The 21,985-nt window shown below is 74.3% G+C and carries 19 protein-coding genes; 10 read left to right on the top strand and 9 right to left on the bottom strand.

The genetic code is table 11. The features are described from left to right. Positions 1-19 precede the first annotated feature (19 nt). Positions 20-199 carry a hypothetical protein gene (locus AB0B58_RS08060; protein ID WP_360219414.1) on the bottom strand — a complete coding sequence of 60 codons (180 nt, stop codon included), beginning with the start codon at positions 197-199 and terminating at the stop codon, positions 20-22. Between the two features lie 115 nt (positions 200-314). Between AB0B58_RS08060 and AB0B58_RS08055 the strand changes: the two genes are divergently transcribed. Further along, positions 315-1,046, top strand: coding sequence for a lysophospholipid acyltransferase family protein (locus AB0B58_RS08055; RefSeq protein WP_360219411.1), 732 nt, complete (start codon positions 315-317; stop codon positions 1,044-1,046). Positions 1,047-1,179: 133 nt separating this feature from the next. Here AB0B58_RS08055 and AB0B58_RS08050 read toward each other — a convergent pair whose 3' ends face one another. Then, positions 1,180-1,383, bottom strand: a complete 204-nt coding sequence (locus tag AB0B58_RS08050; protein ID WP_015625344.1) for a cold-shock protein — start codon at positions 1,381-1,383, stop codon at positions 1,180-1,182. A gap of 232 nt (positions 1,384-1,615) precedes the next feature. Between AB0B58_RS08050 and AB0B58_RS08045 the strand changes: the two genes are divergently transcribed. Beyond that, a complete protein-coding gene (locus AB0B58_RS08045; RefSeq protein ID WP_360219406.1) occupies positions 1,616-2,014 on the top strand; it encodes a pilus assembly protein CpaE in 399 nt (132 codons plus the stop codon). Here AB0B58_RS08045 and AB0B58_RS08040 read toward each other — a convergent pair whose 3' ends face one another. The 5 genes from AB0B58_RS08040 to AB0B58_RS08020 form a co-directional block, all read right to left on the bottom strand. Further along, on the bottom strand, positions 2,015-5,518 hold the full coding sequence (locus AB0B58_RS08040; protein WP_360219403.1) for a UvrD-helicase domain-containing protein: 3,504 nt from the start codon (positions 5,516-5,518) through the stop codon (positions 2,015-2,017). After that, positions 5,515-9,255, bottom strand: coding sequence for an ATP-dependent DNA helicase (locus AB0B58_RS08035; protein WP_360219400.1), 3,741 nt, complete (start codon positions 9,253-9,255; stop codon positions 5,515-5,517). Before AB0B58_RS08035 ends, AB0B58_RS08040 begins: the two co-directional genes overlap by 4 nt. Positions 9,256-9,292: 37 nt before the next feature. After that, positions 9,293-10,312, bottom strand: coding sequence for a LacI family DNA-binding transcriptional regulator (locus tag AB0B58_RS08030; protein ID WP_360219397.1), 1,020 nt, complete (start codon positions 10,310-10,312; stop codon positions 9,293-9,295). Between the two features lie 72 nt (positions 10,313-10,384). After that, positions 10,385-10,927 carry a TIGR00730 family Rossman fold protein gene (locus tag AB0B58_RS08025; RefSeq protein WP_360219394.1) on the bottom strand — a complete coding sequence of 181 codons (543 nt, stop codon included), beginning with the start codon at positions 10,925-10,927 and terminating at the stop codon, positions 10,385-10,387. 1 nt (position 10,928) lies between these two features. Beyond that, positions 10,929-11,708, bottom strand: coding sequence for a TIGR00730 family Rossman fold protein (locus AB0B58_RS08020; protein ID WP_360219391.1), 780 nt, complete (start codon positions 11,706-11,708; stop codon positions 10,929-10,931). Between the two features lie 199 nt (positions 11,709-11,907). Here AB0B58_RS08020 and AB0B58_RS08015 point away from each other — a divergent pair, with 199 nt between their 5' ends. Next, a complete protein-coding gene (locus AB0B58_RS08015; protein ID WP_360219388.1) occupies positions 11,908-12,075 on the top strand; it encodes a hypothetical protein in 168 nt (55 codons plus the stop codon). An 18-nt stretch (positions 12,076-12,093) separates the two neighbouring features. Here AB0B58_RS08015 and dapE read toward each other — a convergent pair whose 3' ends face one another. Further along, the gene (gene dapE, locus AB0B58_RS08010; protein ID WP_360219385.1) at positions 12,094-13,170 is read right to left on the bottom strand and encodes a succinyl-diaminopimelate desuccinylase; all 1,077 of its coding nucleotides are present in this window, start codon (positions 13,168-13,170) and stop codon (positions 12,094-12,096) included. Positions 13,171-13,289: 119 nt separating this feature from the next. Here dapE and AB0B58_RS08005 point away from each other — a divergent pair, with 119 nt between their 5' ends. Genes AB0B58_RS08005 through dapD form a run of 4 tightly spaced genes read left to right on the top strand, consistent with a single transcriptional unit; the run spans position 13,290 to position 16,483 of the window. Next, positions 13,290-13,589: a type VII secretion target gene (locus AB0B58_RS08005; RefSeq protein ID WP_360219382.1), complete on the top strand. Its 300-nt coding sequence runs from the start codon at positions 13,290-13,292 to the stop codon at positions 13,587-13,589. Next, entirely contained in the window at positions 13,586-15,133 is a 1,548-nt protein-coding gene (locus AB0B58_RS08000; RefSeq protein WP_360219379.1) for a hypothetical protein, read from the top strand. The genes AB0B58_RS08005 and AB0B58_RS08000 overlap by 4 nt, the downstream gene beginning before the upstream one ends. Next, a complete protein-coding gene (locus AB0B58_RS07995; RefSeq protein ID WP_360219376.1) occupies positions 15,130-15,501 on the top strand; it encodes a hypothetical protein in 372 nt (123 codons plus the stop codon). Before AB0B58_RS08000 ends, AB0B58_RS07995 begins: the two co-directional genes overlap by 4 nt. 34 nt (positions 15,502-15,535) lie before the next feature. Continuing rightward, positions 15,536-16,483, top strand: a complete 948-nt coding sequence (gene dapD, locus AB0B58_RS07990) for a 2,3,4,5-tetrahydropyridine-2,6-dicarboxylate N-succinyltransferase (protein WP_360219374.1) — start codon at positions 15,536-15,538, stop codon at positions 16,481-16,483. Here dapD and AB0B58_RS07985 read toward each other — a convergent pair. Further along, positions 16,480-17,343 carry a LysR family transcriptional regulator ArgP gene (locus AB0B58_RS07985; RefSeq protein ID WP_360219891.1) on the bottom strand — a complete coding sequence of 288 codons (864 nt, stop codon included), beginning with the start codon at positions 17,341-17,343 and terminating at the stop codon, positions 16,480-16,482. The two genes, dapD and AB0B58_RS07985, sit on opposite strands and share 4 nt — an antisense overlap. Before the next feature lie 65 nt (positions 17,344-17,408). Here AB0B58_RS07985 and AB0B58_RS07980 point away from each other — a divergent pair, with 65 nt between their 5' ends. The 3 genes from AB0B58_RS07980 to AB0B58_RS07970 all read left to right on the top strand — a co-directional run bounded on the left by AB0B58_RS07980 (position 17,409) and on the right by AB0B58_RS07970 (position 21,972). Beyond that, positions 17,409-18,002 (top strand): LysE family transporter, encoded by a 594-nt coding sequence (locus tag AB0B58_RS07980; RefSeq protein ID WP_360219372.1) that lies wholly within the window; start codon positions 17,409-17,411, stop codon positions 18,000-18,002. A gap of 130 nt (positions 18,003-18,132) precedes the next feature. Then, positions 18,133-20,832 carry a hypothetical protein gene (locus AB0B58_RS07975; RefSeq protein WP_360219369.1) on the top strand — a complete coding sequence of 900 codons (2,700 nt, stop codon included), beginning with the start codon at positions 18,133-18,135 and terminating at the stop codon, positions 20,830-20,832. A gap of 96 nt (positions 20,833-20,928) precedes the next feature. Next, a complete protein-coding gene (locus AB0B58_RS07970) occupies positions 20,929-21,972 on the top strand; it encodes a MerR family transcriptional regulator (RefSeq protein WP_360219888.1) in 1,044 nt (347 codons plus the stop codon). Positions 21,973-21,985 lie beyond the last annotated feature (13 nt).

The raw sequence follows: 21,985 nt of genomic DNA, 5'->3' as shown, positions 1-21,985 counted from the left end.
CACCGATGCGCGCCGCGGGTCACCGACCGAGCGCGGCCCCCGCCTGCGGCTCATAGGTCCGCACCACCGTGGCACCGGCGTCGCGGCCGCCCGCGGGCACATACCAGGGTGCGAAGGCGACGATCAACACCAGACCGAGCCCCAGAACGGCCAGCGCGACCACGATTCCCAGCTCACGCCGGGCGGACACGGTCTGCATGCGGAGCCTCCCAGGGAGTGCCGATTTTCGGCGCAGTCATCTCTAAGACGCCGCGAACGCCAAATCGGTTGCACTCACCCAGCCAAGCTTCACCTAACCCCGGTACCGTAACCCGATGGAAATCGTTTATCCCCCCGTCGTCGGAACCGCCAAGGCGATGTTCCGCATACTCGACCTGCGGATCCAGGTCGAGGGAGCGGAGCACATCCCCGCAACCGGCGGGGCTGTGCTGGCGAGCAACCACGTCAGCTATCTCGATTTCATCTTCTGCGGTCTCGGCGCCCAGCCGGCCAAGCGACTGGTCCGCTTCATGGCCAAGAAGTCGGTCTTCACCCACAAGATCAGCGGTCCGCTGATGCGCGGAATGCACCACATCCCGGTGGACCGCAAGGCGGGCACCGCCGCGTTCCAGGAGGCCGAGACCGCGCTGCGGAACGGCGAGGTGGTCGGCGTCTTCCCCGAGGCGACGATCAGCGAGTCGTTCACGGTCAAGGCGCTGAAGTCGGGCGCCGCGCGGCTGGCCGCGGCCGCCTCGGTGCCCCTGATCCCGATGGCGGTGTGGGGGCCGCACCGGCTCTGGACCAAGGGCCACAAGAAGGAGCTGACGAAGCGGCACGTCCCGGTCATCATCGCGATCGGCGCGCCGATCGAGCCGGCACCGGACGGCAACCCCGACACGACCACGGCCGTGCTGCGCAAGCGGCTCAGCGCGCTGCTGGACTCGGCGCAGCGGGCATACCCGGAGAAGCCGTCGGGTCCGGACGACACCTGGTGGCTGCCGGCGCACCTCGGCGGCACGGCCCCGCGGCCGGAAGAGATCGGCGACGCCGCACCCGCAGGCGCCTGACCTGCGCTTGTGCCCGGTCGGCACGTTACCGCCGACCGGGCAGGGGTGCCCGGACCGGACAAACCGGGCCGGAAACGTCAACGGCGCCGATCCCCGAGGGGGACCGGCGCCGTTGGTCAGCGCAGGGCTGAGATCAGAGCGGCCGGATGTTGGCGGCCTGCGGGCCCTTCTGGCCCTGGGTCACCTCGAACTCGACACGCTGGTTCTCGTCCAGGCTGCGGTAGCCGGAAGTCTGAATGGCGGAGAAGTGGGCGAAGACGTCGGCACCGCCGTCGTCCGGGGTGATGAACCCGAAGCCCTTGTCCGCGTTAAACCACTTCACTACGCCGGTAACCATGCTCGTCTCCTCGACGGTCGATCGTTCCCGACCATTATGGACGGGAACGAGGTAGTAAGACCCGCACTTCGCGGGACTCGTGTCGCCGTACTGATCGCCCGTACCGGAGAAACCCGGGTTACGACAAAGAGCGCCTGGGGCAGAATCCCCACAGGCGCTCCTAGGTACTTGGGAACCAAACTGACAACGCGATGGAGCCTAGCACGACGGAGGGGGTCGGCCGGTGATAGGCGTGCAAGTGGCACAGCAGCTCAGGGACGCGGGGTTGATCTGGAAACCGGGGCCCGGCGACCGCTTCGCGATCCCCGACCGTGACCTGGACGATGCCGTCTTCGTGCTCAGCGAGATGACGATCGAGGTCTACCACGGCCGGGAGGGCCGGCTGATCGCCTTCAACGGCACCACGGAGTGGGCGCTCGACGACGTGGAGCTGGACGAGGCGCTCTGGCTGCCCCACGAGGGGCAGCTGCGCGAGCTGCTGGGCGGGACGCTGCGGGCCCTGCGCCGGGAGGAAACGGGCTGGGAAGTGGAGATCACCCTCCTGGGCGAGGACCGCACCTTCAGGGCCCGTACGCCGGAGGAGGCCTACGCGCGTGCCCTTCTGTACCTGCTTTCGGCCGCCACGTCCTGATCAGCCCGCGGGCTCCGGCACGTCCTCGATCAGAGACGTCAGACCTTCGGCGTCCGGCAGGTCGGCCGGGCGGACGGTGACGCCGTCGCGCACGTAGTGGAAGCCCGCCCGGACCCGCGAGACCTCCACGCCGGCGAGGGCTGCCCAGGCGATCCGGTAGGCCGCGAGCTGCACCGCCGCCGCGGCCGCGTCCGCGCCGGTGGGCCGGCGGCCGGTCTTCCAGTCGATGACGTCGAACCGGCCGCCCGGCTCGGCGAAGACGGCATCGATCCGGCCCCGCACCACCACGCCCGCCACCGTGGTCGCGAACGGCACCTCGACCTCGACCGGGGTCCGGTCGGCCCACTCGCCGGCCAGGAACGCCTCCTGCAGCGCCGCCAGCTCCTCGTCGGCGGCCGCATCGTCGTCGGCCGCGCCGGGCAGCTCGTCGAGGTCCAGGAGCCGCACCGAGCCGTAGCGCTGCTCGAGCCAGGCGTGGAAGGCCGTGCCGCGCCGGGCGTGCGGCGCGGGACGCTGCGGCAGCGGGCGGCGCAGCGACCGCGCCAGGGCCTGCGGATCACGCCGCAGCACCACGAGCTGGGAGACCGAGATGTGCGGCGGCAGGGACACCTCGAGGGGACCGTCGCGCCGGGCCCGCTCGTCGCGCTCCGCGAGCAGGATCGTCGCCTCCCGTCGCCACCGCGCCAGGTCCGGATCATCGAACCCCGCCGGACCGGGACTGTCGCCCGCGTCCGGGCCGATCCGGGCCGCATCCGGGGCAGTCCGGGCCGCGTCCTCGGCCGCGCGGCCGGTGCGTGGGTGGCGGGGCACCGGCGGATCGCCCTCGGTCGGCAGCCCGACCAGGTCGGCGGCCAGTCCGGCCCGGGCGGCGACCTCGGCGTCCGCCGCCGCCAGCTCCACGAAGGCGTCGGCCGTCGCGGCCTCCGGGCTGGCGATCATGCGCCGGATCAGGTCCGCCGCGGCCGCCATCGCCGGCCGCCGGGCGCCCAGCGGGTCCGACGGCCACTCCGCCGTCGCCACCAGCTCCGCGCTCGGGTTGGCCGCGTCCCCCGCCGGCTCCGGCTCCCACTGCTCGACCACCCCGGCGCCCGCCAGGCAGGTGCCCCGGATCTCCTCCAGGAAGACCGAAGGCCCGCGGGCCTTCTTGACGCCGTCGCCCCACCAGTAGCCCGAGCAGAGCAGCAGCCGCCTCGGCCGGGTCACCGCCACGTAGGCCAGGCGGCGCTCCTCGCGCTCGTCGTGCTCCCGCCAGGCCCGGCCGAAGGCGGCGAGCGCCCCCGCCACGTCCTTCTGGTCCTCGGCCCGCGACAGATCCAGCTCGGGAAGCCCGTCGGCGTCGCCCCGCAGCGGGAACGGCAGCACCCCGATACCCATCAGGAAGTGGTCCGACCCACGGGTCATCCCCGGCCAGACGCCCTTGGTCAGGCCCGCGACGGACACCACGTCCCACTCCAGGCCCTTCGCGGCGTGCGCGGTCAGCACCTGCACCGCGCCCTCGACCACGTCCACCTGGCCCGGGGTCAGCCCGCGTTCCTCCTCCTCGGCCGCCGTCAGGAAGGCCAGGAAGCCCGCCAGGGTGCCGCCGCCGGTGTCGCCCGCGTACCGCGCCGCGACGTCGCCCAGCATGTCCAGGTGGCCGCGGGCCAGGCCCGCGTCGCCGGCGCCCCAGCCGCGTACGGCCACCTCGACGTCGAGGCCGACGGTGCGCTCGATGTCCGCGACCAGGTCGGGCAGCGGCTGGTCCAGGCGGTGCCGCAGCTCGGCCAGCTCCCGGCTGTACGCCCGCAGCCGCGCGTAGCCCTCCTGCGAGTACTGCTGCGGCGCACCCAGGTCGGCCATGGCTTCGACCAGGGTGGCGTCGTCGAGCCGGTCCGCGACGATGTCCTCGGGCTGCTCCCCCGTGGTCCCGGCGACCCGGGCCGCGGCGATGGACCGGGCGCGCCGGTGCAGGGCGACGAGGTCGCGCGGCCCGATCCGCCACCGGGCCCCGGTCAGCAGCCGCAGCAGCGCCGCACCGTCCGTCGGGTCGGCGAGGACCCGCAGCGTGCAGACGACGTCGCGTACCTCCGGGGTGTCCAGCAGGCCGCCGAGGCCGACCACCTCGACCGGCAGGCCACGCGAGCGCAGCGCCTCCTCGATCGCCGGGATCTGGCTGCGGACCCGGACCAGGACCGCGCTGGTGGGTCGCTTCTCGATCGGGATGTCGCCGGGCAGGGCGGCGGGCAGCCCGGCGGCCGCGCGCCAGGCGGCGAGCATGGAATCGGCGATCCAGGCGGCCTCGTCCGCGTACGTGTGCAGCAGCGCGCACGCGACCGTGCGCCCGCCCACCCGGTCGGCCACCCGCCGCGCCGGGATCAGCTCGGCCACCCGGGCGCCGGCGGCCCGCAGCGGCCGGGAGAGCGCGTTGGCGACCTGGAGGATCTCCGGCCGGTTGCGCCAGCTGCGGGTCAGGTTGAGCACCCAGGCCTCGCGGCCCTGCGGCCCGGTGAACTCCGCCGGGAAACGGTCGAGGGTGCCGGCCGAGGCGCCTCGCCAGCCGTAGATGGACTGGCACGGGTCGCCGACCGCGGTGACCGGATGCCCGCCGCCGAAAAGCGCGTTGAGCAGCACGACCTGGGCGTGGCTGGTGTCCTGGTACTCGTCGAGCAGCACGATCTTGAAGCGGCCACGCTCGATGACGCCGACCTCGGGATGATCGCGGGCGACCCGGGCCGCGCGGGCCATCTGGTCGCCGAAGTCCATCGCCTCGATCGCGAGTTTGCGCTGGTCGTAGAGGCGGACCAGGGGAAGCAGGGTGAGCCGGTGCCGCTGGCGCAGGAGCATGTCGCCGACGTCCTTGTAGACCCGGCCCGGCAGCGCCTGCACCTCGGCGTAGAAGCGGCCGGTCCAGGCGGCGAGGTCGTCGGGGGTGACCAGGTGCTCGGCGAGTTCGCCGGAGAGGGCGAGGACGTCGTCGGTGACCGTGCCGGGCGCCCGGTTCAGCCCGGTCATCTCGCCCGTGTAGGACCGCACCAGCGAGTCGACGATCTGCCAGCGGGCGGCCTCGGTGAGCAGCCGGGCGGACGGCTCGTAGCCCGCGCGCAGCCCGTGCTCGGTGACCACGCGGGCCGCGTACGAGTGGTACGTGGCGACCGTCGGCTCGCCCGCGAGGGCGTCCTGCCGGCCCAGGCGGCGGACGAGCTGACCGAGCCGGGTGCGTACCCGGTGGGCCAGCTCCCCCGCGGCCTTGCGGGTGAAGGTGAGGCCGAGGATCTCGTCCGGATGGGCGTACCCGTTGGCGACCAGCCAGACCACCCGCGACGCCATGGTCTCGGTCTTGCCGGAGCCGGCGCCGGCGACCACCAGGACCGGCTCGACCGGGGCGGCGATGATCGCGGCCTGCTCCGGGGTCGGCGCGTGCAGGCGCAGCAGCCTTGCCAGCTCGAGCGGGGTGTAGCGCGGGCCGGAGTCGGCCCGGCGGCGGGGCTGTGCGGGGCGGTCGGCGAAGAGACTCGGCTGGGTCACGGCTCGACGACCTGCCGCCCCTGCCCGGAGATCGGGCAGCTGGTCCGGACCGGGCAGACCCGGCACTTCGAGTTGGCGACGGCCGAGAAGGTGGCCGCGGCCATGGTGTCGGCGGTGCGGCGGACCATCGCGTACGCCCAGTTCGGGTCGGTGGCCTCGGCGAGCGGGAGTTGCATCTGCTCGCGGGCCTCCTTGGTCGGGCCGAGCTGGACCAGGGCGGCGCCGCCGCTCTCGTCGCCGAACTCCCGGAACGCGCCGGCGTCGACCGCGGCCTGGTAGCCCGCCAGCTGGGCGTGCTCCTCGACGTCGCCGGCGGAGACGGTGGTGGTCTTGCCGGTCTTGAGGTCGATGACGACGAGGCGGCCCTGCTCGTCCACCTCGAGCCGGTCGACGCGGCCGGTGAGCTGGATCGGCCGGGCCGGATCGTCGAGCCGCACGGTGAACTCGTGCTCGATGGCGAGCAGCCGGCGCGGATTGCGGGCGAGCCAGCGCAGCAGCTTGTCGACCATGCCCTGGGCCCGCTCCTGCTCGGGGCCGGCCAGCCAGCGGGCGGCGAGCTCGATGGCGTCGAAGCGCGCGGCGACGTACTCGACGAGCCGCTCGCGGTCGGCGTTCGCGTCCTCGGCGAGCATCGCCGCGGCGTGCACCAGGTTGCCGACGCCCTGCGCAGGGCCGGCCGGCGCGGCTCCGCCGTGACGTTCCAGCAGCCAGCGCAGGCTGCAGCGCAGGGCGCTCTCCATCGAGGAGGGCGTCACCTTGACGGGCTCGCCCTCCTGCGCCAGCGGCCGGTCGTCGGAGAGCTGCCGCAGGCCCCACCACTCGTCGGGATGCGCGCCCGGCACGCCAGCGGCGGCGAGCCGGGCCAGCTCGGCCGCGGCGGCATGCCGCCGCTCGGGCGTCGCATCCGGCGCGACGACGGCGGTGCGGAGCTCGGCGACCAGCGCGGAGAGGGTGAGGGCCCGGGGCGGCCGTCCCATCGGGAGTTCGAGCTCGTCGTCGACGACCGCGTCGGGAACCGCGTCCGGGCCGTTCGGCGGGGTCTCCCCCGCGCCGGGATCGCCGGGGCCCGTCGCACTCGCGCCGCCGGGACCATCGGGGCCGCGGGGCCCGGGCACGCGGCCGCCGGGCCGATCGCCGGCCTCGCCGGGGCCGGGCTGATCGGGGCCGGGCTGATCGGCAGGGGCGGGCTGATCGGCAGGGGCGGGCTGATCGGCAGGGGCGGGCTGATCGGCAGGGGCGGGCTGATCAGAGGGGCCGGGCTGGTCCCATGGGTCCGGGTCGGGTTCGGTGGGGCCCGGGTCGTCCGGGTCTGTGTGGCCCGGATCCGGCGGGTTGTCGGGGCCGGGGCCGCCGCGCCCGTCCGGCAGGCCGAGTTCGGCCAGGAAGCGGCTCGGCTGCTCCTCGCCGTCGGAGCCGCCGACGCTGGCCGAGGCCACCGCCGTCACGATCAGGCGCTGCCGGGCCCGGGTCGCGGCCACGTAGAAGAGCCGGCGTTCCTCGTCCAGCAGCGCCGAGGTCTGCCCGACCACCGCCGCCGCGCCGGACGCCGCCCGTCCGGCCAGGTAGTCGACCAGGCGTTCCGAGCCGAGCAGGCTGCCCCGCAGCCGAAGGTCGGGCCAGATGCCCTCCTGGACTCCGGCCAGCACGACCACGTCCCACTCGAGGCCCTTGGCGGCGTGCGCGGTCAGCAGGCGCACGGCCTCGCCGCGGTCGGCGCTCGGCGCGATCGAGTCGGCCGGCAGGTCCTGGCCGAGGACGTGGTCGAGGAAGACCTCGGTGCGCGCGCCGGGCAGCCGGTCCACGAAGCGGGCGGCCGCGTCGAAGAGCACCACGATCGCGTCCAGGTCGCGGTCGGCCGCCTCCGCACGCCACTGCCGGGCCCGGCCGCCCTCGCCGCCGGGCTCGACCGGTGCGCCGCGGGTGCTGAGGCCGTACCAGCGTTCGGCGAGGCCGCTGGCCCGCCAGACCGACCAGAGCACCTGCTCGGCGGTCGCGCCGGGCACGGCCGCGGCCTCCCGCGCGGTGGCGATGAGCCGGGCGATGGTCTGCGCGGGCACGGCCCAGCGGCGTTCCACGACGGCGAGCCCGGCCGGATCGCGGAGCGAGTCCAGGAGCAGGTCGCCGGACGGGCGGCGGTCGCCGGCGGCCAGGGCGAGCGCCCGCAACCCCTGCCGCAGCCGCCGCTCGGCCAGCGGATCGGCGCCGCCCAGCGGCGAGTGCAGCAGCGCGACGGAGGCCTCCTCGTCGAGGACGTCGGGCTCGAGCGCGCAGCGCAGCAGGAGCAGCAGCGGCGCGACGGCGGGCTGCAGATGCAGCGGAAGATCCTCCGAATGGGTGACGGTCGGCACGCCGGACGCGGCGAGCGCCCGCTGCATGGAGGGCAGTTGCAGCGTCGTCGACCGCAGCACGACCGCCATCCGCGACCACGGCACGCCGTGCAGCAGATGCGCCTCCCGCAGCGCGTGTGCGACGTAGGAGGCCTCGCTGGTTGGCGACCTGAACGTCCGCACGACGGCCCCGGCCACCACGTGCTCCCCACCGTCGACGGAAGCCACCGGCGAAGCGGCGTCCACGGCGACCTCAGACCCGGCGGGCGGCGCGGCACGCGGACCGGCGGCCGGCCCAGCAGGCGAACCGGTGGGCGGCGCGGCGGGCGGCGGGTGCAGGTGGCGGTGGCGGGTCGCGCCGCGCATCCGCCGGGAGACCCGCCCGGTCGCGCCGAGCAGCGCCGGCTCGGCCCGGTAGCTCGTGTGCAGCGTGACGACCTCGGCCAGCGCCCCCGACGCGGTCCGGAAGCGCTGCGGGAAGGCGCTCACCGCCTGCGGGTCGGCGCCGCGGAAGCCGTAGACCGACGAGTCCGGGTCGCCGAACGCCACCAGTGGCGTGCCGCCCCCCGCCACCAGGGACAACAGCTCGATCTGCGCCGGGTCGGTGTCGGCCAGCTCGTCCACGTACACATACGCCAGGCGGCGGCGCTCGGCCGTGAGCAGCTCCGGATCGTCGGCCAGCAGGCCGGACGCCGCCCGCACCAGCTCCGCCGGGTCGTAGGCCGTCGACCCGCGGGTGGTCGCGTCGCGCAGCGCGAGCACGGCGACGTATTCGCGCAGGAAGCGGGCCGCCGCCGGCCAGTCGTCGCGGCCCAGCCGCTCGCCGAGCCGGGCCAGCTCGACCGGGCCGATCCCGCGCTCGGCCGCCCGCTGCATGAGGTCGCGCAGCTGCTGGGCGAACGCCCGGGTCGGCAGCGCCGGCCGCAGCGCCTCGGGCCAGCGCACGGCGTCCTCGATCTCGGGATCGCCGACCGCCTCGAGCAGCTCGCGGATGATGAGGTCCTGCTCGGGGCCGGTCAGCAGCCGCGGCGAGGGCTCACCGCGCTCGGCCGCGGCCCGCCTGAGCAGCCCGAACGCGTAAGCGTGGAAGGTGCGCACCAGGGGCTCGTGGAAGCTCGACCCGGCGATCCGGGCCTCGATCCGGTCCCGCAGGGCCGTCGCGCCGCGGCGGCCGAAGGTGAGCACCAGGATGCGTTCCGGGTCGACGCCGGAGGCGATCCGCTGCGCCACCGACTCGACTAGCACCGTCGTCTTGCCCGTGCCCGGCCCGCCCACCACGAGCAGCGGGCCGTCGGCGTGCTCGACCACGTAGCGCTGGAGCGGGTCGTCGCGCAGCGCCACCGCGGGGGCGGCGGCACGGCGGACGAGCCGGTACGCCGGCCGGCGAACCGCCCCGGGAGTCGAGGTCACGGCACCAATGAGACCACGCGGGTATGACGGATACCGATCAGGGCGTGCCTATGGAAGCGCGGGTGCGTACCGGCATCGGCAGCCGCCGCACCCCGGGTTGGCCGTGGCCCGCCGGGTCCAGCAGCAGCTCGACCGCCTGCCAGCCGAGCTGGTAATGCGGCAGCGAGATGCTGGTCAGCTGCGGGCGTAGCCAGGCGGCCAGGTCCGAGTCGTCGAACGACAGCACCGATACGTCGCCGGGGATGTCGAGGCCCGCCTCGCGCAGCGCCTGGTAGGTGCCCAGGGCCACCCGGTCGTTGAGGCAGATCAGCACCTTCGGCGGCGGCCCGGCGGCCAGGGCCCTCGTGACCGCCTCGTACGCCGAGTCCGGCCACCAGTCGCATTCGATCGTCCCGGACAGCCGGGTGCCCGCCGCCGCGAGGCCCTCGCGGATCCCGGCCAGGCGCTCGCGGCCGGCGAAGACGTGGCGTGCCGGGGTCCCGACCAGGTGGATGCCGTCGCGGTGGCCGTGTTCGACGACCAGCTCGGCCGCGCTGCAGCCGGCCGCGGCCTCGTCGGGGATGACCGAGTGGTACGCCGGTTTCGCGGCCCGGGTCAAACAGTTGAGCAGCACCACCGGGTGGCCCTTGAGCAGCTTCGGCACGCGCACGTAGCGGGTGAACATGCTCGCGTACACGAACGCGTCGACCTGCCGGTCCAGGAAGTCGGAGATCAGCCTCTCCTCGACGACCGCGTCACCCTCGGTCTCGCCGATGAAGAGCAGGTGGCCGTGCGCGACGGCGGCGGCGAGGCCGCCGTGGATCGCGCGGCCGGCGTACGGGTCGGACGCGAGCGTGTCGGAGACCAGCGCGATGGTCTTGGTGACCTTCGTGCGCAGGCTCCGGGCCATGAGGTTGGGCCGGTAGTCCAGCTCCTGGGCCGCGCGGAGCACCCGTTGCCGGGCGTCCTCGGAGATTCGCATGTCCACGTGGCGTCCGGCGAGGACGAACGACGCCGTGCTGCGGGACACGCCGGCCCGTTGTGCGACCTGGAGCAGGGTCGCCCGTTGCGGGGGCATGGGAGGAATTCTTCCACGCGCCGGCGAACGGACGGTCGTCGATCCGCGCCTTGAGCGAAACGTGAGCGGCGGTCAGGCCCGCGCGTCGACCGCGTCCAGGGCGGCCTCGACCGAGTCGACCACGACCAGCTGGGCCAGGGCGGGACGGCGGACGAACTCCGTTTCCGCCAGCCGGCCGAGCCAGCTCAGCAGGCCGTCGTAGAAGCCGGACGTGTTCAGCAGGACGATCGGCTTGTGGTGCAGGTCCAGGGTCGCCGTCGTCCAGACCTCGAAGAGCTCGTCCAGTGTGCCCAGTCCGCCGGGCAGCGTGATGAACGCGTCCGAGCGGTCGATCATGATGTTCTTGCGCGCGCCCATGTCCGTGGTCACGATCAGCTCGTCCGCCGCCGTGTCCGCGACCTCGAGATCCACCAGGCTCTGCGGGATCACGCCCAGGGTGTGTGCTCCCGAGGCCCGGGCGGCGTCGGCGACGGCGCCCATCATGCCGACGCGGCCGCCGCCGGACACCAGGGAGTGGCCGCGGGGGCCCAGCGCCTTGCCGAGCTGGGTGGCGAGCTCGAGCCAGCGCCGATCGAGATCGCTGGAGGATGCGCAGAAGACGCAGACGGCCGCCACGTCACCGGGTTCCGTCTTCGGCCTGTGAAACCACGTCCGCGCCCACGATGATCTGCACGGCCTCCTCCACGTCGTCGGTCACCCTGATCAGGTCCATGTCGTTCGGGCCGACCTTGCCGTCGGTGAGCAGCCGCCCCTTGATCCAGTCGAGCAGCCCGCCCCAGTACTCGGAGCCCATCAGGATCACCGGGAAGCGGGTGACCTTGCGGGTCTGCACCAGCGTGACCGCCTCGAAGAGCTCGTCAAGGGTGCCGAAGCCGCCGGGCAGCACGACGAACGCCTGCGCGTACTTCACGAACATGGTCTTGCGGACGAAGAAGTAACGGAAGTCGATGCCGATGTCGACCCAGCCGTTGAGGCCCTGCTCGAACGGCAACTCGATGCCCAGCCCGACGGACATCCCGCCGGCCTCGGTCGCGCCGCGGTTCGCCGCCTCCATCACGCCCGGGCCGCCGCCGGTGATCACCGCGTACCCGGCCTCGGCCAGGGCCGCGCCGAGGTCGGCGGCGAGCTGACACTCGGGGCTTTCGGGGCTGCTGCGCGCCGAACCGAAGACGCTCACCGCGGGCGGCAGGTCCGCGAGGGTGTCGAAGCCCTCGACGAACTCCGACAGGATGCGCAGTGCCCGCCAGGCGTCCTTGGTCTTCCACTCGCTGCGGTGGTGTGAGTCCAGCAGCTTCTCGTCGGCGGTGCTCAGCGGCATCGTTTCATGCCGGAGCGTGACGGCACCGCGATGACGCTCCGGGGGTACGCGCCTGCGACCGTTGGTGCTGTCCGTCATGGCACCCACCGTAGTGCGGACGGTCCGTAACCGGTGAATAACCGGTTGGGTTTCGGCAAGAGGATTGCGACGTCGCGGCCTTTTTGCCAGATTGAAACAACGGACGGTAGCTCTGGAGCGTCTGTACAGTTACGAACCCGCACGGCGCAGACACGGCGCCCGGACTTCGGCCGGGCATCTGGGCAGAGGAGCCACCGTGATGAACCGTTACGAGCGCATGAAGATGCAGCGCCGCATGCAGCGGCGCATCCGGCTGGTGGTCGAGGAACGGCGCATGGCGCTGGCCCTGCCTCCGCCGGCGGTCGAGGCCGCGCTCGACCCGGAGGCCACGGTGGAGATACCGCGCCCGGTCGCCGACCCGGTCTGACCCGCGGGTTCCGGCCGGTCATTCGTACGCGGTCAGCCATCGGTGCAGCGTGGCGGCACCGTCCCGGATCTTGCCGATCTCCACGTGCTCGTCCGGGGCGTGCGCCAGCAGCGGATCTCCGGGGCCGTAGTTGAGCGCCGGGATGCCCAGCGCCGCGAAGCGCGACACGTCCGTCCAGCCCAGCTTCGCGGCCGGCTCCGAGCCGACCGCGGCCAGGAACTCCCGGGCCGGAGCCGCGGTCAGCCCGGGCATCGCCCCGGGTGCCGAGTCGGTCACCTCGAGATCGAAGCCCGCGAATACCTCGTGCACGTGCTCCACCGCCTGCCGCTCCGTACGGTCCGGGGCGAAGCGCAGGTTGACCTCGATCGCACACTCGTCCGGCACCACGTTCCCCGCCACGCCGCCGGCGATCCGGACCGCGTTGAGTCCCTCACGATAAGTACAGCCATCGAGGACGACCGTGCGCGGACGGTAGTCCGCGAGGCGCCGCAGCACCTCGCCGGCCGCGTGAATCGCGTTCACCCCGCGCCAGGCGCGGGCGGTGTGCGCCCGGCGGCCGGTGGTGCGCACCGACGCCCGCAGCGTGCCCTGGCAGCCGGCCTCGACCACGCCGTAGGTGGGTTCGAGCAGAACCGCGAAGTCGGCCTCGAGCCACTCGGGGTGCTCCTGCGAGACGAGATGCAGCCCGTTGAACCGCGACTCGATCTCCTCCGCCTCGTAGAAGAGGTAGGTGAGGTCGTAGCCGGGCTCGGGCAGCGTCGCCGCCAGGTGCAGGGCCAGCGCGACGCCCGACTTCATGTCGGAGGTGCCGCAGCCGTAGATCAGATCGTCGACCACGGTCGACGGGAAGTTGTCGTTGAGCGGGACGGTGTCCAGGTGCCCGGCGAGCACGACCCGCTGCTCGCGGCCCAGGCTCGTCCGGGCCATCACGGTGTTGCCGTGGCGCTCGGTGCTCAGGTGCGGAAGCTGCCGCAACACGTCCTCGACGTGGCCGGCGATGACCTTCTCGTCTCGGGAGACGGACTCGATGTCGACAAGCGCGCGGGTCAGCACGACGGGGTCGACGAGCACGTCAGGGGTCAGCGGGTTGGCCATGAGCCGCACAGTACCGCCCGAACGTGAAGCCCGACCGTGGTACGCGGAGCGAGACGGAACGGACACGGGCCGTGGTTTCCCATTAGGATCCTTCGGGCCGGTGATGGGAGGCGCACACCATGCAGGTCGATACGGCACCGCTCCGGGCGGCCGCCACAAGGCTCCGGGACGAGGTCGCCGAACAGCTCAGACGCGCAGGCATCCAGGCCGGCGGCCCCGAGCGCGACTTCCGGGTCTCGGGCGCATTCGACACGTACACGACGCCGGGCCCGTACCGGGCCGCGGTCGCCGCGTGGGGCAAGGAGCTGGAGGTCCTCGCCGAGGCCGCGCGGCAGCTGGCCGACGCCCTCGACGCGGCTGCCGCCGGCTACGACGCCGCCGACGCGCGCGGCGCCGGGCGACTGGCCGGCACCAGATGAGCGACGACCTGGACCGGCTGCAGGACGCCCAGGACGACATCCACGAGGCGTACGGGATCTGGGGCGCGAACGAGCTCGCCGACGCGTGCCGGGCGGCCGCCGCGGTGCCCGGCTTCGGCGGGGACGCCGGCGAGCTGCGCGCGATCGCGGGCTACTGCGACACCGTCGCGCAGACCGTCGAGCAGGCCCTGGCCGCCGCGGATCCCCTGGTCCGGGACGGCATCAGCCGGGTCTGGGCGGGCGATACCCACGTCGGCGCGGACGCGGCGCTGCGGGCGCTGACCGACGACATGTTCCGGGCGTTGACGGCGTTCCGCACGATCGGCGACCTGCTGCGGCGGCACGCCGAGCCGGTGGAGGGCGAGGGGCCGGACCGCGCCGGCGCCGCCGCGCTGGCGGAGATCGCGACGACCGTCTACTCGATGACCTGGGGCGCACCGCCCAACCTGGAGGATGAGGGCGAGGCGCTGCGCCACCAGCACGCCGGCGCGATCAGCGCGATCGACGACCGGGTGGGGCGGCACATCGCCGTGCGCGACGCGGCGGAGGACCTCGCGACCGCGCTGCACGAGATCGAGGCGCAGGCCCGGACCGGGAGGCTGAGCGACTCGCCGCTGTCCGCGGTGGACGAGGTGGTGATCGCGGGGGCGGGCTGGACGCGGGCGGCCGGGGCGGGAACGCCGGTGCTGACGGCGGCGATGGACGAGCGCGCGGCGGCGGCCCTGTCGGCGATGAGCGACGCCGACCGGGAACGGATGACCGGCCTGCTGGCGGCGGCGCGCTCCCCGCAGCACCGGGCGTACCTGCTGAAGACGCTGGCGGCGGGGTACCCGGTGGATCAGGTGGCGGGCTTCGACCGGTTGATCGCGGGCCACGGCGACGACCCGGCCTGGCTGGACGAGCACCTGAGCCCGCTGTCGATGGACGGGGAACCCGTACCGGGCAGGGACTTCACGACCTTCGGGGCCGCCGAGTGGGAGCAGGGCGGCTATCCGACCTGCGTGGTGGCGTCGACCGTGACGGCCCGGGCCGAGATCGATCCGCCGTACGCGCTGCGGCTCACCACCGGCGGCCACCCGGGCGATCCGGCCTTCGACAACCCGGCGGCCTTCGCGGACCGGCTGCGCGAGGAGCAGGCGCAGATCTACGACGACGGCCGCAGCTGGTTCCAGGAGCACTTCGGCGGCGACGGGATGACCTCCGGCCAGTCGGCGGCCGTCGCGAACGAGGAGCTCGCCCCGCGCGTCGGCGCCGGCTACGACGACGTCGCGCTCGCCGACACCGCGGCCCGCGCGGCGACGGTGCCCTCGATCGAGCGAGCGGTCGACGAGGGTTACCCCGTCCCGCTCTTCACTAGCGAGAACGGCGAGACGCACCAGCTGATGGTGATCGGCCACTCGGGCGGGAACCTGCAGCTCTACAACCCGTGGGGCTACACCTACTGGATCACGGAACGGGAGTTCGTCGCGGGGCAGGTGAACGGCGTCGATCCCGACATACCGAGCACGCCCAGCTCGGTCCGGCTTCCGGAGAGGGCACGATGACGACCCGCGCGAGTCTCGTGAACGACGAGCAGCTGGCGAGCGTGGAGGTCGCCGCGCTGTTGGCGGACGGCATCCGCCGCACTGGCCCCGCCGGCCGGATCGTCGGCGCGTGCGCGGTCCCGGCGGCGGTGCAGGCCGGCCTGCTGGGGGTGCGGCCGCGGTCGCTGAGCTTCCTGGCCGAGCTCGTGCGCCGGGGCGGCGCCGCCTACGCGGCGCGGCTGCCGGAGCCGCTGCCGACCCCGGAGCAGTCGGCGCTGGTCCGGCCCTGGCTCGCGATCGCCGGCGGGGCGGCCGGCGCCGACGAGCCGTTCGCGCGCTGGCTCGAGGCCGTCGCGGCGATCATCGACGCCCGCGGCGGCGGGCGGTGAGTGCCGCGGTGCGGGTCCTAGTAGGGTTCGCGGTGTGAGTACCGCGATCTCGACCTCGCCCGCCTGGGGCATCGGCCTCGCCACCGTCACCGCAGAGGGGCAGGTCCTCGACACCTGGTTCCCGACCGGTTTCCTCGGCCTCGGCTCCGCCGCGGCGGAGCCGCCGACGCTCCCCGCCGGTCTCGTCGGCCCGAAGGCGCTCACCGGCCTGTCGACCGTCGAGGTCCGGGTCGAGGTCGGCTCGCTTGCCGACCCGATCAAGGACGCCTCGGACGCGTACCTGCGGCTGCACCTGTTGTCGCACCGGCTGGTGCGGCCGAACGAGCAGAACCTCGACGGCATCTTCGGCATGTTGGCGAACGTGGCCTGGACCTCGGCCGGGCCGTGCCCGCCGGACCGGGTGGACGAGCTGCGCCTCATCGAGCGCGCCGCCGGCCGGCACCTCTCGGTCTTCGGCGTCGACAAGTTCCCGCGGATGACCGACTACGTCACCCCGTCGGGCGTGCGGATCGCCGACGCCGACCGGGTCCGCCTCGGCGCGCACCTGGCCGCCGGCACGACGGTCATGCACGAGGGCTTCTGCAACTTCAACGCCGGCACGCTGGGCACCTCGATGGTCGAGGGCCGCATCGTGCAGGGTGTGGTCGTCGGCGACAGCTCCGACGTCGGCGCGGGCTCGTCGATCATGGGAACGCTCTCCGGCGGCGGCAAGGACAAGGTCTCGATCGGCGAGCGCAGCCTGCTCGGCGCCAACGCCGGCATCGGCATCTCGCTCGGCGACGACTGCGTGGTCGAGGCCGGTTGCTACATCACCGCGGGGTCCAAGCTGACGCTTCCGGACGGCCGGGTCGTCAAGGCCCGCGAGCTGTCGGGGGTCAACGGCCTGCTGTTCTGGCGCAACTCGGTGACCGGCGCGCTCGAGGCTCGGCCCCGCAAGGGCACCGGCATCGAGCTCAACGCCGCCCTGCACGCCAACGACTAAGCCGGGCGCAGCGCCTCTGCGGCGGCGGCCTTGACCGCCTCGGTCAGGGCCGTGAGCATCACCGACTCCATGCGCCAGTACTGCCAGTAGAGCGGCACGTCCAGGTGCCGGCCCGGTGCCAGCTCCCGGACCCGGCCGGCGGCGATGTCGTCGCGGGCCAGCCGCTCCGGCACCATGCCCCAGCCCAGGCCCAGCCGGATCGCGTCGACGAAGGCGGCCGCCGCCGGCACGTAGTGGATCGGCGGGTCCGGCCGGCGGTGGGTCTGTGCCGCCAGGAAGCGGTGCTGCAGACGGTCCTTGCGGTTGAGGACGATCATCGGCGAGGTGGCGAAGTCCTCGAAAGCGCCGGGTGCGGCCACCGCCAGGTAGCGCATCACGCCCAGCTTCTCCGCCCGGCAGCCCTGCACCGCCACGTGTTGTGCGGTCACCGCGGCCATGGCGGTGCCCGCGCGCAGCAGGTCCGCCGTGTGGTCCTGGTCGTCCTGGTGCAGGTCGAAGCTCAGGGCCAGGGCGGGCGGGACCGCGGCCAGGGCGGGCAGGAACCAGGTGTGCAGCGAGTCGGCGTTGACGACCACGGCCATCCGGGTACGTCCGCCGCCCGCCGGCGCGCCCCGGGCCGCGTCCAGCGCCTCTCGTTCCAGGAGGGCGACCTGGCCCGCCAGCCGCACGAGCGCCTGTCCCGCCTCGGTGGCCTCGCAGGGCCGGGTGCGCCGGACCAGGACCTGGCCGACCGCCTGCTCGAGGGCCTTGATCCGCTGACTCACCGCGGACGGGGTCACGTGCAGCGCCCGGGCGGCGGCCTCGAAGCCGCCCTCCTCGATCACCGCCTGGAAGGTGGCGAGCTGGATCGCGTCCAACAGAATCCCTAATGCTAATGAAGAATCATTAGCTGGAGTACATCACGCCGCACCCCTAGCGTCGAGGAGTGCTCACCTCCGCGCTGGCCGGCTTCGCCGCCTCCGCCGTGCTCATCATCGCCATCGGCGCGCAGAACGCCTTCGTGCTGCGGCAGGGGCTGCGCCGGGAACACGTGATCCCGGTCGTCGTGACCTGCGCCGTCTCGGACCTGCTGCTGATCGCGGCCGGGATCGCCGGGCTCGGCGCGGCCGTGTCCGCGCGGCCGGCGGCCGTGACGGTCGTCCGCTGGGTCGGCGCCGCGTTCCTGCTGGCCTACGCGGCGCTGGCCGCGCGGCGCGCCTGGCGCCCGAGCGCGCTGCGGCCCACCGACCGGGCGCCGGCGACGCTGCGGGCGACGCTGCTGACCTGCCTCGCGCTGACCTACCTGAATCCGCACGTCTACCTGGACACGGTCCTGCTGCTCGGCACGGTGGCACAGCAGCAGGAGAGCCGCTGGCTGTTCGGTACCGGCGCGGCGGTGGCGAGCGGCGCGTGGTTCGCGGCGCTGGGCCTCGGTGCGCACCGGCTGTCGCCGGTGCTGTCCCGGCCGGCGGCGTGGCGGGCGCTGGACGGCCTGATCGCCGTCGTCATGGCGGCCATAGCGATCACGCTGATCGCCTAGGGGTGTCTCGCGGATGACGCGCCGGATCCGCGAAGGATCTCGGAGATCGGCACGGACTGATGAGATCATCGGGCCGTCGCACCCGCCGAGTGACCTGGGCCGACGTGGCTGCTCGCGGGAGGGCGCTGGGATGCGGAAAACGATCATGGCGGCGGCGCTGGCCGCGGCATTGGTGGCCGGTACGGGCGTGCCGGTGCGGGCGGACCCACCCGATCGGCCGTCGCCGGCCGCGCCCGGCGGGTGGTCCCGCACCGGTGACGTGCTCGCCTGGCGGGCGCCCGCGCGCGTGCCGATGGGCGACGCAGCGGTGGAGTTCCTGGCGGGCGACCGGCCGCTCGGCCGCCCCACCGCGGCGGCCGACGGCCGGACGTTCCGGCTGCGGATCGATGCCGGCGGCCGCCTGGACGACCTGCGGGTCCGCGCCGGCGGCAGGCGCCTGGACGTGATCACCGAGCCGGCGGGCGACCGGTTCGCCGCCGCCGCTCCGCCCGCGCCGCTCCCGCCGAACCCGGCCGACCCCGGCGTCAAGGGGCCACACGCGACGGTCACCGGTGAGTACTCCCTGAGCGGCGTCCGGCTCCCGGGCCTACCGCGGAAGGTCGAGATGCAGGCCGTCGTCGTCGCGCCGAAGGGCACGTCCGGCCGGCGGCCGCTCGCCCTGTTCCTGCACGGCCGCCACTCGACCTGCTACCGCGGCAGCGATCCGGACGGGGTCACGGACTCCTGGCCGTGCGCGCCGGGCCATCGGCCGATCCCGAGCTACCGCGGCTATCTGCAGGCTCAGGAGCTGCTCGCCTCCCAGGGCTACGTGACCGTCTCCATCTCCGCGAACGGCATCAACGGGCAGGACGACAGCGCCGACGACGGCGGCGCGCAGGCCCGATCGTCACTCGTGCGGCTGCACCTGGCCCGCTGGGCCGGGTGGGCCGGCGCCGGACGCGCGAACGCCCCGGCGATCGTCCGGGCCGCACCCCGCGCCGAGATGTCGAAGGTCTTCCTGATGGGCCACTCCCGCGGCGGCGAGGGCGTGAGCCGCGCCGCGATGGACTCGCTCGCCCCGCCACCGGCCACCCAGGACGGATACCACGGCAGGGTCCGCTGGACCATCCGCGGCATGCTCCTGATCGGCCCGACCGTCTTCGGCCACAATCCCGTGCCGGACGTGCCCTCCGCGACCATCCTCCCCGGTTGTGACCGGGACGTCGCCGACCTGCAGGGCCAGGCCTACATCGACGGCACCCGCGGGGTCGGCGCCGGCCGGGCGCTGCACAGCGCCCTGTACGTGATCGGCGCGAACCACAACTTCTTCAACGCCGAGTGGACGCCCGGACAGTCGGCGGCGCCCTCCCGGGACGACTTCGATGCCGGCGACGACCCGGTCTGCTCGGCCGGGCGGGCGGCGCGGCTCACGGCACGCCAGGAGCAGAGCACCGGCGCGACCTACATCGCCGCGGCGGCCCGGCTCATCGTCGGTGGTGACGACCGGGTGCGGCCGCTGCTCGACGGCTCCGGCGTACGGGCGAGGTCGGCCGACCCGGCCCGGGTGCTCAGCCACGCCATCGGCGCCGGGCGTACGCCGGCGATCCTGCCGGCACCCGGCGTGCGCGTCACCGGCGGCCGGATCTGCGCCCAGGTCGGCCGGGCAGGCATGCGGTCCTGCCTGGACCGGCAGCGGTGGACGGCCGGTTCCCCGCACTTCGTGCCGTACCGCGACGTCCGCCCGGAGGCCGGGCGCTACGCCCTCGAACTGGCCTGGTCGTCGGCCGGCACCCCGGTGACCGTGCAGCCGGCGTCGCCGGCCGACCTGACCGGCTCGCGGGCGCTCGCGCTTCGGCTGATCGTCCGGCCGAACACCACCGGAACGCGGCTCGGCGTCGCGGTCGTCGATCCGGGCGGCGCACGCACCACCCTCGGCGACATCAGCCTGAACGGCCTGCCCGGGAGCGCCGGGACGAGGGCCTGGGCGCAGGAGGTCCGGGTGCCGCTCGGCGGCTTCCGGGGCCGGGTCGCGAGGTTCGAGTTCACCCCGCGTACGGCGATCGGGGAGGCGGTGCTCCTCGACGCGTGGGGCTGGCGCCCCGGCACACCGCAGGCCCGGGCGGTGCCGGTGCCGCGCCTCGACCTCGGCGAGATCCGCGGCTTCGAGGGCGACGCGGGCGTACGCGTCCACCAGATCCCGGCCACGGTGACCGGGCGCGGCCACGGCCGGGTGCGGCTCTTCCTCACCAGCCAGGCCGGCGGGGCGTCCGAGGTGACGTCGTGGGTGGCGACCGTGCGCCCCGGCACGCGGGTGATCCCGGTGCCGGTGAGCGTGCGGGGCGACACCCGCTTCGGCTGGGACCGGGAGTACACCCTCGACGCCAAGGCGGTGCGCAACACGCTGATCGGCGACGACCAGGGCGAGTTCCACGTCACCGACGACGACCCGGCACCCGTTGTCACCGTCACCCCGGTCGCGACCACCGTCGCGGAGGGCGGGACGCTGACCTGGAGCGTGCGCCTGTCGGCCACCGCGGACCGGGAGATCTACGTGTTCGGCCGCGTCATCGCGCCGGCCAGGACGCCGGAGCTGTCCTCGATCGACGTGCCCGCGCGGTGGTACTCGGACGCGACCTTCGGCGGGTCACCGCTGCCCGCCCGGCCGCTGTCGAGCGCCTGCGTCGGGCTGTACGTGCTCATCCCGGCCGGCCGGGTGACCGGCTTGCTGACCGTGCCCACCGTGCCCGACGCGGTGGCCGAGCCGGCCGAGTACGTCCGCCTCGACGCGACCGCCTCGGGCCGCTCGGGCCTGCGGACCGTCGGCCGTTTCCAGGGCACGGCCACCGGTTGAGCCGCTTTGCCAACGGCGCCCGGGTCACGCACGATGGCACCGGCGCTTGACCCTCGAGCAGGTCGAGGCGGCAGGGTTCGGGGTGTGGAGAGCAGGATGCACGGCATCGGGGAGATCGCGCGGGCCAGCGGGCTGAGCGTCAGCGCGCTGCGGTTCTACGACGGCGCCGGGGTGCTGGTGCCGGCCGAGGTCGACCCGGCGAACGGCTACCGCCGCTACAGCGACGACCAGGTCCGGGCGGCCCGCCTGGTGGCGGGCCTGCGCCGGGTCGGCATGCCGGTCGCGGACATCACCCGCGCGGTGTCGGAGCTGACCGACCCTCCCGCGGTGCGCAAGCTGCTCGACGAGCACCTGCGCCGGCTGGAGGACGGCCTCGCCGATGCCCGCCGTGAGCTCTCCCGCGTCCATGCCCTGCTGGATCTTCAGGAGACCACCTTGACCAGGATCACCCTGCCCGCCGCCGCACTCGCCGCCGCGCTCGACGCGGTCCGCTTCGCCGCCTCCACCGACCCCGACCTGCCGATCCTCGGCGGCGTGCTGCTCGAGACCGAGGCCGCCGCGCTGCGGATGGTGACGACCGACCGCTACCGCCTGGCCGTCGCCGAGGCCGCCGCCGGGGTCTCCGGGCCGCCGGCCCGGCTGGTGGCCCCGCTGCCGTTCGTCGACGAGCTGCGCGCGCTGCTCGCCGGTGGCGGGGAGGTCGTGCTCGCGCTGAGCCCCGCCGCGATCGGCGCGGACGTCGCCGGGCGCCGCCTCGAGACGGCCCCGCTGGAGGTTGAGTTCCCCGATCACCGCCGCCTGGTGGGCCTCCCCGCGCCTGGCGTTCGGCGGGTCACCGTCGACGTGCCGGCGCTGCGCGCGGCGGTGGACGCGGTACCGGCGGTGTCCCGCGAGCACGACGGCAGGCCGTTCGACCTCACCATCCTGGCGGTGGACCCCGCCGGCGCGCTGCGGGTCGCGCGGGAGCACGAGTGGGCGGCCGACGAGCAGGCACACGTCGCGGTCAACCGCGAGTTCCTGCTGCAGGCCCTGGACGCGGGCGGAGCCGGTCAGCTCGTCCTGGAACTGGACGGGCCGATCAAGCCGCTGGCGGTGCGCGGCGCCGATTCCTTCTCGATCCTGATGCCGGTCCGCCGCTGACCGGCCTGACAGC

This window comes from Actinoplanes sp. NPDC049118 (assembly GCF_040648555.1).
Lineage (GTDB): Bacteria > Actinomycetota > Actinomycetes > Mycobacteriales > Micromonosporaceae > Actinoplanes.
This window is presented reverse-complemented; position numbering and strand designations above follow the sequence as displayed.

What these genes read in the sequence shown, in the direction of transcription:
- AB0B58_RS08060 (WP_360219414.1), bottom strand. Translation starts at nt 199, where the DNA reads ATGCAGACCGTGTCCGCCCGGCGTGAGCTGGGAATCGTGGTCGCGCTG.
- AB0B58_RS08055 (WP_360219411.1), top strand. Translation starts at nt 315, where the DNA reads ATGGAAATCGTTTATCCCCCCGTCGTCGGAACCGCCAAGGCGATGTTC.
- AB0B58_RS08050 (WP_015625344.1), bottom strand. Translation starts at nt 1,383, where the DNA reads ATGGTTACCGGCGTAGTGAAGTGGTTTAACGCGGACAAGGGCTTCGGG.
- AB0B58_RS08030 (WP_360219397.1), bottom strand. Translation starts at nt 10,312, where the DNA reads ATGCCCCCGCAACGGGCGACCCTGCTCCAGGTCGCACAACGGGCCGGC.
- AB0B58_RS08020 (WP_360219391.1), bottom strand. Translation starts at nt 11,708, where the DNA reads ATGACGGACAGCACCAACGGTCGCAGGCGCGTACCCCCGGAGCGTCAT.
- AB0B58_RS08015 (WP_360219388.1), top strand. Translation starts at nt 11,908, where the DNA reads ATGAACCGTTACGAGCGCATGAAGATGCAGCGCCGCATGCAGCGGCGC.
- dapE (WP_360219385.1), bottom strand. Translation starts at nt 13,170, where the DNA reads ATGGCCAACCCGCTGACCCCTGACGTGCTCGTCGACCCCGTCGTGCTG.
- AB0B58_RS08005 (WP_360219382.1), top strand. Translation starts at nt 13,290, where the DNA reads ATGCAGGTCGATACGGCACCGCTCCGGGCGGCCGCCACAAGGCTCCGG.
- AB0B58_RS08000 (WP_360219379.1), top strand. Translation starts at nt 13,586, where the DNA reads ATGAGCGACGACCTGGACCGGCTGCAGGACGCCCAGGACGACATCCAC.
- AB0B58_RS07995 (WP_360219376.1), top strand. Translation starts at nt 15,130, where the DNA reads ATGACGACCCGCGCGAGTCTCGTGAACGACGAGCAGCTGGCGAGCGTG.
- AB0B58_RS07975 (WP_360219369.1), top strand. Translation starts at nt 18,133, where the DNA reads ATGCGGAAAACGATCATGGCGGCGGCGCTGGCCGCGGCATTGGTGGCC.
- AB0B58_RS07970 (WP_360219888.1), top strand. Translation starts at nt 20,929, where the DNA reads ATGCACGGCATCGGGGAGATCGCGCGGGCCAGCGGGCTGAGCGTCAGC.